Source organism: Secundilactobacillus hailunensis, assembly GCF_005405185.1.
GTDB classification, from domain to species: Bacteria; Bacillota; Bacilli; order Lactobacillales; family Lactobacillaceae; genus Secundilactobacillus; species Secundilactobacillus hailunensis.
Window position 1 is genome coordinate 69,172 of record NZ_BJDO01000004.1, and the last position, 13,246, is coordinate 82,417.

General features: G+C 44.2%; 12 protein-coding genes. 11 read left to right on the plus strand and 1 reads right to left on the minus strand.

The window, feature by feature from the left end; translation table 11 throughout:
- The first annotated feature begins 152 nt into the window (after positions 1-152).
- Positions 153-428 carry a non-specific DNA-binding protein Hbs gene (gene hbs / locus FFM73_RS02055; protein ID WP_054655222.1) on the plus strand — a complete coding sequence of 92 codons (276 nt, stop codon included), beginning with the start codon at positions 153-155 and terminating at the stop codon, positions 426-428.
- 148 nt (positions 429-576) lie between these two features.
- Positions 577-1,845 (plus strand): tetratricopeptide repeat protein, encoded by a 1,269-nt coding sequence (locus FFM73_RS02060; RefSeq protein WP_137630129.1) that lies wholly within the window; start codon positions 577-579, stop codon positions 1,843-1,845.
- 99 nt (positions 1,846-1,944) lie between these two features.
- Here the strand turns inward: FFM73_RS02060 and FFM73_RS02065 are convergent, their stop codons facing one another.
- Entirely contained in the window at positions 1,945-2,835 is an 891-nt protein-coding gene (locus FFM73_RS02065; protein WP_373278622.1) for a YitT family protein, read from the minus strand.
- 173 nt (positions 2,836-3,008) lie between these two features.
- Between FFM73_RS02065 and FFM73_RS02070 the strand changes: the two genes are divergently transcribed.
- The 9 genes from FFM73_RS02070 to FFM73_RS02110 all read left to right on the plus strand — a co-directional run bounded on the left by FFM73_RS02070 (position 3,009) and on the right by FFM73_RS02110 (position 13,243).
- Entirely contained in the window at positions 3,009-4,223 is a 1,215-nt protein-coding gene (locus FFM73_RS02070; RefSeq protein ID WP_137630131.1) for a CCA tRNA nucleotidyltransferase, read from the plus strand.
- Between the two features lie 4 nt (positions 4,224-4,227).
- Positions 4,228-6,111, plus strand: a complete 1,884-nt coding sequence (locus FFM73_RS02075; RefSeq protein ID WP_137630132.1) for an ABC-F family ATP-binding cassette domain-containing protein — start codon at positions 4,228-4,230, stop codon at positions 6,109-6,111.
- A 13-nt stretch (positions 6,112-6,124) separates the two neighbouring features.
- Positions 6,125-7,075: a thymidylate synthase gene (locus tag FFM73_RS02080; RefSeq protein ID WP_137630133.1), complete on the plus strand. Its 951-nt coding sequence runs from the start codon at positions 6,125-6,127 to the stop codon at positions 7,073-7,075.
- 10 nt (positions 7,076-7,085) lie between these two features.
- On the plus strand, positions 7,086-7,574 hold the full coding sequence (locus FFM73_RS02085; RefSeq protein WP_235874427.1) for a dihydrofolate reductase: 489 nt from the start codon (positions 7,086-7,088) through the stop codon (positions 7,572-7,574).
- Positions 7,575-8,605: 1,031 nt separating this feature from the next.
- The gene (locus tag FFM73_RS02090) at positions 8,606-9,802 is read left to right on the plus strand and encodes an ABC transporter substrate-binding protein (RefSeq protein ID WP_137630134.1); all 1,197 of its coding nucleotides are present in this window, start codon (positions 8,606-8,608) and stop codon (positions 9,800-9,802) included.
- A 104-nt stretch (positions 9,803-9,906) separates the two neighbouring features.
- Positions 9,907-10,785 (plus strand): branched-chain amino acid ABC transporter permease, encoded by an 879-nt coding sequence (locus FFM73_RS02095; RefSeq protein ID WP_137630135.1) that lies wholly within the window; start codon positions 9,907-9,909, stop codon positions 10,783-10,785.
- 9 nt (positions 10,786-10,794) lie between these two features.
- Positions 10,795-11,754: a branched-chain amino acid ABC transporter permease gene (locus tag FFM73_RS02100; protein WP_137630166.1), complete on the plus strand. Its 960-nt coding sequence runs from the start codon at positions 10,795-10,797 to the stop codon at positions 11,752-11,754.
- Positions 11,751-12,530, plus strand: a complete 780-nt coding sequence (locus FFM73_RS02105) for an ABC transporter ATP-binding protein (protein ID WP_137630136.1) — start codon at positions 11,751-11,753, stop codon at positions 12,528-12,530. Before FFM73_RS02100 ends, FFM73_RS02105 begins: the two co-directional genes overlap by 4 nt.
- Before the next feature lie 2 nt (positions 12,531-12,532).
- Positions 12,533-13,243: an ABC transporter ATP-binding protein gene (locus tag FFM73_RS02110; RefSeq protein WP_137630137.1), complete on the plus strand. Its 711-nt coding sequence runs from the start codon at positions 12,533-12,535 to the stop codon at positions 13,241-13,243.
- Positions 13,244-13,246 lie beyond the last annotated feature (3 nt).

The window sequence follows — 13,246 nt, forward strand, 5'->3', positions numbered from 1 at the left end:
AAAAACCTTGCTATGATAGGCTTTGTGTGCTATCTTGGAAACAGAAATGATACGGAACGCCGTTATTATTTCAGTGGCCTGATTGACTTGTTGATCGGCTAGGTGAGATGAACTTGTACTCATCATATTTTATCCAAGGAGGCGAATCATTCATGGCAAATAAAGCACAACTTGTTAACGATGTTGCTGCTGCAACCGGCTTAACTAAGAAGGATGCAACTGCAGCTGTAGATGCAGTATTTGACTCAGTTCAAGCAACTTTGGCTAAGGGCGAAAAGGTACAATTGATCGGCTTTGGTAACTTCGAAGTTCGCGAACGTGCAGCTCGTAAGGGCCGTAACCCACAAACGGGTGCAGAAATTCAAATTCCTGCAAGCAAAGTACCAGCTTTCAAACCTGGTAAAGCTTTGAAGGACGCTGTTAAATAATTTATTATTGACGGTGAGGCCAATCCTTAGGGGGTTGGCCTTTTTTATTTGTGTGAGTGAGCAAGCTAACAGTCGGTGCGAATGCTTGTTTACCGCTTTCTAAAGTGCTAACATATAAGTTCACGATTTAACGAAACGGAGGATCTTAATGAGCTACTCACAAAAAGCCCTTGACCAGCTAGAACGTGGTCAACTGGATGAATTTAAAAAAGCCTATGCCAGTGCCTTGCGTCATGATGATGATGACACCCTTTATAGCTTAGCAGAGGAACTCTATTCACTCGGGTTTTTAAACCAGTCAAAACGAATTTATGAAAAACTGTTGGATCGTTATCCAGATGAAGATGATATTCGGGTCAATCTGGCAGACATACTAATTGACGATGATAAAAATGATGAGGCCTTAAACCTGTTAAGTGAGGTGCATAAAGGTTCGGAAGCTTATGTCCGTTCACTGATGGTGGCGGCTGATCTGTACCAGACGCAAGAACTGTTTGAAGTCAGTGAACAAAAATTGTTAGAAGCTCAAAGTCTGGCTCCTGATGAACCAGCCATTCAATTTGCGCTGGCGGAACTTTACTTTGTCATGCGAGAATTCAAGAAAGCGATTCCGCTGTACCTTGATTTGGTCAAGCAGGGGATTCCAGAATTCAGTTCGGTCAGTCTAGTAGAGCGACTGGGTGTAGCATACGCTAATGCAGGTCGCTTTGAGCAGGCTATTGGTTACTTAAAGCAGATTCATTCGGGCGATATGACCCCCGATGTGAAGTTTGAGACGGCCTTTACCTACTTGCAGTTAAAGGACTATAAACCGGCGATTTCACTGTTTGAAGAACTCAAGGAGTCCGATCCGCAGTACACCAGCCTTTATCCTTATCTGGGACAGGCACTGGTTGCTGAAAATCGGCTAGAAGACGCATTGAAGGCCTTGCAAGAAGGGCTGGGGGTCGATCAGTACAATGAGAAGCTCTGGTCATACGCGGCTGATATTGCAGCGAGGTTAGAGAATGAATCACTGACGGAAACCTACCTTAAAAAGGGTCATGATTTAAGCCCGGACGATTTAGACATTGTCATTAAATTATCGAACCTTTACGTCAAACAGGAACGTTTTCAAGAAACGGTGGACTTTTTGGCGGATTACGTGGGGCAGGATAATTTGGATCCGCAGCTGTATTGGAATCTAGCGGTGTCCTATGCTCGATTGGAGAAATATGAGCAGGCAGATCGCTACTATCAAGCAGCGGTACCGTACTTTATGGATCAGGCTGACTTCTTGAAGCCCGCGGTTTACTTCTTCCGGGAAATGGGTGAGCATGAACTGATGATGAAAGTCTTAAACGCCTACGTCAAAGTTGTTCCTGATGACATGGAAATGGCGGAAATGCTGGAAAATGAACAGGAAAATGATTTTTAGAGCAAATAGAGAGAGGTCGCTAAAATGGCGATCTTTTTTAATAAAAATAAATAATAAAAAGTTACTTTAACTTAATTAATAAAAACAAAAAACACACCCCTAACCAGTGTGTTTGAACAGATTATGTGATGGTCGAGCGTAAGTAAAACCTTCACCAATGGCTTCATTGACGTCAAAAATCGTCATGAAAGCCGTTTTATCAAGTTCACTAACAATCATCTGCAGATCATGCAATTCGCTTGGGCTGACAACGACGTACAGCACAGGGCGGTCTTTATGTGAGTAGCCGCCTTCACCGTGGAGAATGCTAACCCCACGTTCCATGACGGTCATGACCTGATCAATAATTTCCTGTGATTTTGAACTGATGATCAGCACGCCCTTAGCAGCGTAGGTTCCACTGAGGATGAAGTTAACTAGGCGCGAAAAAACGTAAGAATAAAGAATCGTATAGGCCATGTGGCGCACGTCGATGTAAACCAGGGAAACCACCAGGACTAAAATATCTAACCAGAGGAGAGTCTGACCCATTGGGATCCCCCGAAAGCGTTCAAAAATACGGGCGATGATATCGGTTCCGCCAGTGGTTCCGCCATAGCGATACAGTAAACCGCTGCCTGCGCCACCGGTAATGCCAGCAGCCATTGCAGCTAAGAATAGATCGTGGTGAAGATCAATGCTCAGGGGAACCAGTTGCCAGATCCATAAAAATACTGAAAGCATGACGGTCCCGTAAAGCGTGTAAATAATTGCCCGCCGTCCTAAAAACCGGTAACCGAATAAAATCAATGGAATATTGATCAAAATAGTAGAATAGGCGGGATTAAAATTAAATAAGCCCTTTAAAATCAGCGTCACACCACTAATTCCACCATCTGCTAACTGATTAGCAATGTTAAACTTGATAAGTGCAAACGCGTAAGCTGCACAGCCAATAGTAATCATCAGTAAATCAATAAAACGCATCTTTTCTTCAACGTTATTGGTCAAGTTAAAGCCCCCTAATTCTTTTATCCTTTGGCTCTTGTCCGCAAAGATCAATCTCTTGATAATCATAGCATATTCAATTGAAGTGCAGTTGGTTATACTTAGGGATATCTGGTAAAATTGAATAGGCTAAAGATTGGAAATGCAGTATAACTCACACAAAAGGGTCGATCAAAATGAGAATTGAAACATTACCGGAAGAATTTGTAAAAGCACAGCCCATCATTGACACTATCGAAGCGGCAGGCTATGAAGCCTACTATGTCGGTGGTTCAGTACGCGACACCCTGCTGAATTTGCCGATTCATGACGTGGACATTGCGACTAGTGCCTATCCGGAAGAGGTTAAATCATTATTTAAACGAACGGTGGATACCGGTATTGAACATGGTACCGTCATGATTTTAGATCACGGGACGGGGTATGAGACGACCACGTTTAGAACTGAATCCGGGTATCAGGATTACCGGCGGCCAGATTCGGTCAAATTTGTTAGATCGTTGAAAGAAGATTTGAACCGGCGCGATTTTACGATCAACGCGCTGGCATTAAAAACAGACGGGACGATCATTGACTATTTCGATGGTTTAGGTGATCTAAAAAAGCACCGGATTCGCGCGGTCGGTGATCCCGAAAAGCGGTTCAACGAAGATGCCTTGCGTATGATGCGTGCGGTTCGGTTTGCCAGTCAGCTCAACTTTGATATTGATGCTGATACCATTGCTGGAATTGAACACCACGGCCGTCTACTGACTAAAATTGCGGTGGAACGGATTCACGTTGAATTTGTGAAAATGCTGTTAGGTAATTGGCCAGCGAAGGGGCTTGACGTGTTCATGAACACGGGCTTATACCAATATTGTCCGGACTTTGAGCCGTATAAAGACCAGTTCAATCAACTACGGAGCCAGTTAACTAGCGGTCTAAGTAATGAGACCGCGGTTTGGACTTTATTGGCAGTCACCTTTGAGTTATCCAGTAAACAAGTCAATCAACTGCTAAAAGACTGGAAATCAGCCAATCAGTTGATCGATGATGTTCAAGTGGCAGTTAAGGCCGTCCACGCAATTACTACCCAGACGGTTGATGCTTGGACGCTTTATCAAACAGGGCATGATCTGATTGCTATCGCTAATGAGGTGGCTGGACAGCTCGGAGATTCAACGTATCCAACAGCAGATCTGTTAGCACAGTACGATGCCTTGCAGATCCATGCTAAAAGAGCTTTAGCCATCACTGGCCAAGATCTTATGGCAGCGGGTATTAAACCTGGGCCGCAATTAGGCCAGGCGTTAAATTATCTAGAACGGCAAGTTGTTGAAGGTCAATTAAACAATCAAAAAGTAGGTTTATTGACCGCAGCAATTAATTATCTAAACGAGAAAGCGTGACCAAATGCAAACACTAAGAGCAGAAGGATTGACCCGAACTTATGGCGAAAAAACACTATTTGATAAGGTCGACTTCATTATTAATGAAAATGATCGAATTGGTTTGATTGGAACTAACGGTAGCGGCAAGACTAGTCTGCTGAATACCTTAGCAGGAATGGCACAGTACGACGGTGAGATCATTACGCCAAACGAGTATTCCATTGCTTATTTAATGCAAGATCCCGAATTTAACGATCAGCAGACCATTATGGACGCCGTCTTTTCTGGATCGCAGAAGATCTTTAAAATTATTCGCCGCTACGAAGATACGTTAGCAGCTTACAGCACGGATCCTGAAGACAAGAAGAAACAGCAGCAGTACATGGATGCTGAAGCACAAATGAATGAAGCCGATGCCTGGACTGCGGAAAGTGACGTCAAAACGATTTTGACGCAGCTGCACATTACTGATCTGACCCAGCAAATGGGTACTTTATCCGGTGGTCAGCGTAAACGGGTCGGGTTGGCACAGGTTTTGATTCAATCGCCAGACCTGTTATTACTGGACGAACCAACTAACCATTTGGACTTTGATTCCATTGACTGGCTGGAGAATTACTTAGCAAATTACAAGGGTGCGCTGGTCGTTGTTACCCATGACCGTTATTTCTTGGACCAAGTGGCTAACCACATCTGGGAGCTGTCCTTTGGGCGCTTATTTAATTACGATGGTAACTACCAAGACTATGTTGGCCAAAAAGCCACTCGAGTTGAACAGGAAGCCACCGCTGATCATAAGCAGCAACGACTTTATAAGCAGGAACTGGCTTGGATGAAGGCCGGCGCGCATGCTCGAACAACCAAGCAGCAAGCTCGGATCAACCGGTTTAATAAAATCAAGGAACAAGTGGGGACGACACCCACGGAAGAAGACGTTTCGATTGATCTAGGTCAAACTCGATTAGGCAAGCAAGTCATTGACGTGAAGGACGCTAATTTAAAGTTAGATAATCACGTCTTGCTAAAAGACTTTAACCTCTTAGTTCAGGCCGGTGACCGAATCGGTATTTCCGGTGAAAATGGCGCCGGAAAGTCGTCACTGTTAAACGTCATGGCACAACGTCTGCCACTTGATTCCGGTACTGTGACCATTGGTGAAACGGTTAAGATGGCGTACTACACGCAACGGACGGAACCAATCCCAGAAGATAAGCGGATCATTAGCTACCTCAACGAAGTGGGAACGAACGTCACTGATAAAAGCGGCCATTCGATCTCCGTTTCCGAACTGTTGGAAGAATTCCTGTTTCCAAGTTTCATGCACGGTACGCTGATTCGAAAGCTATCCGGTGGTGAAAAACGGCGGCTGTACTTATTGAAACTCTTGATGGAACAGCCTAACGTACTCTTCTTGGACGAACCGACTAATGATTTGGATATTTCAACACTGACGGTACTGGAAGACTACATCAAGCATTTTAATGGGACAGTAATCACCGTTTCTCATGACCGCTACTTCCTCGACAAGGTGGCTGATAAGTTGCTGATTTTTGACGGCAACGGTCAAATTGAACGGTACAGTGGTTTATTTACAGATTACCTTGCGACTCAGAAAAAGGCTCAGTCCAGTCATAAAAAGGAACCGGCTAAGCCAACACCAGTAGCAGAAGCACCAGCTAAAAAAGCTAAAACTAAGTTAACTTATAAAGAGCAGCTGGAATGGGACGGCATTGAAGACGAAATTGATGCCTTAGAAAAGAAAAAGGCTGATTTGCAGTCACAAATGACCAAAAATGGTGATAATTATGATAAATTAGCTACATTACAGGCTGACTTTGAAACCACCGATCATCAATTGGATCAAAAAATGGATCGCTGGGATTATTTAAGTCAATACGCGGAATAGGAGACTGCCCACAATGCTAGAAGACGCATATTTAAACTTGGAACGCTATGTTTTGGAACACGGTCATCGTAAAACTGACCGGACAGGGACTGGGACCATTAGCACCTTTGGTTATCAGATGCGCTTTGATCTGAGTCAGGGATTCCCACTACTCACGACTAAAAAGGTACCCTTTGGCTTAATTAAAAGTGAACTGCTGTGGTTCTTGCATGGCGACACCAACATTCAGTATTTGTTGAAGCACCACAATCACATCTGGGATGAATGGGCGTTTAAAAACTTTACTGAATCCAATGACTACCATGGCCCAGATATGACTGATTTTGGCCGTCGTTGTTTAGTTGACGAAGCATTCAATAAAGTCTATCAACAAGAAAAAAAGGTTTTCTGCAAACGAATTGTGGAAGATGATACCTTTGCAGCTAAATACGGCTCATTGGGTAACGTTTACGGGGCGCAATGGCGCGCTTGGAAGACCAGCAAGGGCGATACCATTGACCAAATCAGCAACGTTTTAGAAACGCTGCGCACTCACCCGGATTCACGGCGAATGATCGTTTCAGCATGGAATCCGGAAGACATCCCGGGCATGGCCATTCCGCCTTGTCACACGATGTTTCAGTTCTATGTCAATGACGGTAAGCTAAGCTGCCAATTGTACCAGCGGTCAGCTGATATTTTCTTGGGTGTGCCGTTTAACATTGCCAGTTATGCTTTGTTGACGAATTTGATTGCTAAAGAAGTGGGGTTAAAGCCCGGTGATTTTGTCCATACGCTAGGTGACGCCCACATTTACAGCAACCATATTGAACAAGTGAAAACGCAGCTCTCACGGAAACCAGCAGAGACTCCGCAGTTGCAACTGAATCCGAATAAATCTAGCATTTTCGATTATGACATGGATGATATCAAGATTACCAACTATCATCCGGCACCAGCCATTAAAGCACCCGTTGCTGTTTAGGAGTGATCTCATGATATTTATTTGGGCCGAAGATACCCAGCATGCGATTGGCCATAAAGGGCAATTACCATGGCATTTACCGGCTGATATGGCTTTTTTCAAACAGCATACGATCGGCAAAACACTGATTTCAGGCAGTCGGACGTTTGCCAGCTATAAGAAGCCATTACCGCATCGCAAAAACATTGTTTTGACGACCCGGACTGCTACTGATTATCCCAGCAGTGTCGAAGTGCTGCACAGTGCTTCAGAGGTAGTGGCCTATGAACGGACGCATCCGGAGGAAACAGTGATTATCAGCGGTGGGGCGAAGGTCTTTAAAAGTTTGCTGCCCTACGTTGACACATTATTGCGGACGCGGGTGCAGCACACCTTTAAAGCGGACACCTATATGCCAAAAATCGACTATGATCAATTTGAACTGGTCGAGTCTATAATTCATCAGCCTGATGAAAAAAATCAATATGGCATGATTTTTGAGCGCTGGCAGCGCCGTTGATTTAAAGTTGTTAAACTAATGACTGGTAAAAACATGAAAATAAAAGTCAAATTCCCGATTTTTTGGGAATTCGACTTTTTTGCTTTGGAATGTGTTTTGGATAGTAGATTTGATCTGTTGTGGTGTTGTCTGTTACAAATCAAGAAAGTCCCGATAATACCAGTGAATTGCAATCACTCCTGCCATTATTAACATGGCCCGGAGAAGGTGATGTGTTTGTGGAATAAAGAAGCAGCAGATTTCAAATACGTTGAACAGAGCTAATGGTATGAAAAATGGTGGAATCGTGAGCGCATCTTTGATTTTCTTCAGCATAAGTACACCTCAGCAATTTGTTATTTGGTGATATTAGTTTACCATGATTAGCTGAAAATTCAGAGCTTATGGGGGGTATTAGATACAAAATTGTGTTTTCGTAGTGTACTGGAAACGGACGAATTTTTTAAATATGGTGTGTAAGAAAAAATTATCACTAGCCATAGCCATCTATGTACATTAACAATTACTCATAAACACTGTAATATATTCTCACATAACCATTATTTTCAAATAAAATATTCCAGTCAGATAATACCGTAATAACGGCGTTTATATCTTATATTCTGCTCTTAACATGAAAAAAGAATAATAAAATATAAAAATAGTAGTTGACGAATTATGAAAATATGATTATAGTTATTGCATTCACCAAGTTAAAAAATTCTGACAGGAGGTTACACAACATGACAAATTCAGCCATTCAACAATTCAACCAACAATTTAACGTAACCTCTGTAAGTCAGAGTTTAGTCTTATTATTAAAATCCAAGGACGCAACGATTAGCTAGTAGCTTAGCCTACTAATTAAATTCAGTTGAGCCCTTATTTATGTATTTTAATGATGAGGGCTTGATGATCAAATTCTGACTTTAGACCTCATTCATTAAATTGAATGAGGCTTTTTTATTGCTTTGACACGGGGAGGGAAGCTAGTCAGGCAAGTTATAGCAATACATATCAAATAAAACATATTCGGAAAGCAGGAGAAATTTATGAAGAAATCAACGATCAAACGCATTACAGGATTCGCCGCTATCGCAATGTCAGCCGCAATTTTTGCAGGATGTACTACTGCTAAAACCACCACTCAGGGTAATGACCAAACTGGCAACACCGTCAAAATCGGGGTCAACATGGAGCTTTCCGGTGCTGCTGGCGGTTACGGCAACCAAATGAAACAGGGGATTCAGATGGCCACTAAAGAAATCAACAGCAAGGGCGGCGTAAACGTTAACGGGAAAAAGAAAAAGATCAAGCTGATCATCAAGGATGATAAGACTTCTACCAGTACATCCGCTTCGGTGGCCGCTCAACTGGTCAATAACGATAAGGTCAACGCTATTATCGGGACCGCCACGACCAATGCCGGAACAGCAGCCATTCCCAACGAAACCAAAGCTAAAGTTCCAGCCTTGAGTCCATCCGCTACTGATCCCAACTTCACTCTGCAAAAGGATGGCAAAGTTCAGCCATACGTCTTCCGGGCATGTTACCAAAACAACTTCCAAGGCGGTACCGGCGCCAAGTTCATTTACAATAATTTGAAAGCTAAGCGGGTTGCTGTTCTTGGTGACAACTCAACCGATTATGGAACTGGCCTTTCAAAGTCATTCAAACGGCAATTTAAGGGTAAGGTGGTTGACACCCAGTACTTCTCAGCTGGTGACAAAGATTTCAACGCCATTTTGACAGACTTTAAGAACAAGAAGATTGATGCCATCTACGCCCCAGGTTACTACTCTGAAATCGGCCTGATCATCAAGCAAGCCAGACAAATTGGGTTGAACGTCCCAATCGTTGGTTCTGATGGTATGGCAGACGCTAAGCTGGTCCAAATTGCCGGTGCCAAGAATGCTTCTAACATTTACTACACCACACCATTCTCCCAAACGGTGGCTAAGCAAAATCCAGTGGCAGTTAAATTCATGAACGCCTACAAAGCGCGTTACCACACCGACGCACCAACCTTCTCAGCCCTGGCTTATGACTCAACTTACATGATCAAGCAAGCTATCGAAAATGAGAAGTCAGCTAACTCCGTTAAGATTACCAAGGGCCTCGCAAACATCAAAGACTTCAACGGTGTTACCGGTAAGATCAGCATTGATGGTAAGCATGATGCCAACAAACCAATTGCCGTTGAACATTTGAACAATGGTAAAGTTGTTGGTTCGACACAAATTAAATAATTGATCAAGAGCTGCCTGCTTGGGGGCTCTCGTGAACAAGCCAAATTGTTTGCTGACGAGAGCTTCCTAGTAGGTTTGCTAAATACATAAAGGAGGGTGACACCTTGACAACACTCTTTCAACAACTGATAAACGGCCTGTCGCTGGGCAGTATCTACGCGCTGCTGGCACTGGGCTACACCATGGTTTACGGCATCATCAAACTGATCAACTTTGCGCATGGTGACATTTACATGCTAGGCGCCTTTTGGGGCTACTACACCATTAATTATTGGCACTTTAATTTTATATTCGCTCTATTATCCGCAATGGTCGTCTGCGCGGCCAGCGGTGTGATCATCGAATACTTCGCTTACCGGCCACTGCGCCACGCACCACGGATCACTGCTTTGATCACCGCAATTGGCGTTTCATATTTTCTGGAAAATGGTATGTCGTACCTCTACGGTGCTGACACCAGAGACTTTCCTCAAGTGATCAAGCAGGTCAATTACAACCTGTGGGGCGTTCGGGTATCCAATATTCAAATTTTGATTCTCGTTACTGCTTGTCTCTTGATGATTCTGTTGCAGCTGATCATCAAGAAAACCAAAATGGGGCGGGCCATGCGGGCAGTTTCAGTTGATCCCGATGCTGCTGAATTAGTTGGTATCAACATTAACCAAACGATTTCATTTACCTTCGCATTAGGCTCATCAATGGCTGGCGCAGCCGGTGTCTTGATTGGTCTGTACTACAACTCCATTGATCCACTGATGGGAATGACACCCGGTATCAAAGCCTTCGTTGCTGCCGTAGTTGGTGGGATCGGTTCCGTTCCAGGGGCTTCACTGGGTGGTTTCTTGATCGGTCTGCTGGAAACAGCTGTTCAATCGATTGGCCTTTCAGCCTACAAGGATGCCGCGGTTTATCTGGTCTTGATCATTATCCTGCTGGTATTGCCATCCGGAATCTTCGGTAAAAACGTCAAAGAAAAGGTCTAGGTGATGATTTTGAAAGCAAATTGGAAATACAATCTTTGCTGGCTCATTTTGATGGTCGCTGGCTTTTACTTGATGAACACGCTGATCTTAGTTGGCATCATCAATTCATTTTTGGAAAATATGATGGTCACTATTGGCATCAATATTATTCTAGCGGTTGGTCTGAACTTAGTGATCGGCTTTGCCGGTCAGTTTTCACTGGGTCACGCTGGTTTCATGGCGGTTGGGGCATATGCAACAGCCATCATGATCAGTAAAACACCCACAGCTGGTACCTTTTATATCTCAATCATCGTGGGAGTCATCGTCGCCATTATCGCAGCTTTAGTTGTGGGGATTCCCACACTGCGGTTACGCGGTGATTATCTAGCGATTGCTACGATGGGTGCTGCCGAAATTATTCGGATCATCATCAATAATCTGAAAATTACCAACGGGCCATCCGGTATGTTCAACATTCCCCAATTCGCCACTTGGCCAGTGGTTTACATCATGGTCTGTGTGACAACGATTATTATCGTGAACTTTATTCATAGTCGCGGTGGCCGGGCTGCCTTAGCAGTCAGAGAAGATGAAATTGCGGCTGAATCAATGGGCATCAACGTGTTCAAATGGAAACTGGCAGCGTTCGTTTTGGGTGCGGCAACGGCTGCCGTGGCTGGTTCCATGCAGGCCTCCTATCTGCAGACCATTGCCCCAAGTAATTTCAACATCATGGAATCCATCGCCATTTTGATCATCGTAGTCCTTGGCGGGGTTGGCAGTATCACGGGTAGCTTCGTCGCCGCTGGAATTCTAGGCGTGGTGGACGCAGCACTGCAAAACTTCGGTGCCCTGCGAATGGTGATCTACGCTTTGGTCTTGATCCTGATCATGATCTTCAAGCCATCTGGCATCATGGGTGCTACGGAACTGTCATTTAAACGACTCTTTAATCGTAAAAATAAGAAAGTGGGTGCTAAATCATGACCAGTTTACTAAATGTCGAAGATCTAGTGAAGAATTTCGGCGGATTAACGGCTGTTTCCGATGTTAATATGCACCTCGACGATGACGAACTGGTTGCCCTGATTGGGCCAAACGGAGCAGGGAAAACCACCCTGTTTAACCTGTTAACGGGCGTGATCGTGCCTAGTTCTGGTTCGATCACTTTCCGCGGCACTGACGGTACTATTTCGTTGAACGGGATGAAGGCTTATAAAATCGCTAACTTGGGTATGGCCAGAACGTTTCAAAACATCCGTTTATTTAAGGAGTTAAGTGTCTTGGATAATGTATTGATTGCCATGACCGCTCACTATAAAGAAGACTTTTTTCAATCGGTTTTCCGACTGCCAAGATTTTATAAAACAGAGAGCCAGATCCGCAAAGAAGCTATTGAACTGCTTAAAATCTTTGAGCTTCAGAATGACTTGGATAAATTAGCCAAGAACTTACCCTATGGGATTCAAAGACGCCTGGAGATCGTTCGGGGCTTGGCCATGAAGCCGAAAGTGCTGTTTCTCGATGAACCAGCTGCTGGAATGAATCCGGAAGAAACGGCAGATTTGACCCGCTTGATTCGTCAAGTTCAGCGGGACTTTCACATTACCGTACTGCTGATTGAACATGATATGTCACTGGTCATGAACCTAGCCTCGAGAATCTACGTGTTGGATCATGGGTCATTACTAGCGGAAGGGACTCCAACGGAAATTCAGCAAAATAAGGCAGTTATCAAAGCCTACTTGGGCGAGGAGGCGTAATTATGGCAATGCTTGAAGTAAAAGATCTCGCCGTGAACTACGGTGTGATCAACGCAGTGAAGGGCGTTAGTTTTCACATCAATGAAGGCGAAATTGTGTCTTTGATCGGCGCTAACGGTGCTGGTAAAACAACGATCCTAAAAACGATTTCCGGGCTGTTAAAGCCGGTCAGCGGCACGATCACCTATGAGGACAACCCCATCCAAAAATACAAGGCGCCGAAAATCGTGGCAGCCGGGATCTCACAAGTGCCAGAAGGCCGGCATATTTTCGCCGGTATGTCTGTGCGGGAGAACCTGCAGATGGGCGCTTTTTTACAAAATAACCGTGCTGAGATCACTAACAGTTTTGAAACGGTGTATGCCCGTTTTCCAGTACTGAAGGAACGGATCAATCAGGATGCGGCAACGTTATCCGGTGGTGAACAGCAGATGTTAGCCATGGGCCGGGCACTGATGTCTAAGCCCAAGTTATTACTGCTAGACGAGCCTTCAATGGGGTTAGCACCGATTTTTATTAACGAAATTTTTGAAATCGTTAAGGCTATCAAAGAGCAGGACACCACGGTACTTTTGATCGAACAAAACGCGAAAAAAGCATTGTCGATTGCTGATCGTGGCTACGTTCTGGCCAGTGGCAAGGTGAAGATGACGGGCACTGGTCAGGAACTGCTGGCTAATCAAGATGTCCAAAAAGCATACCTAGGAGGTTAGATA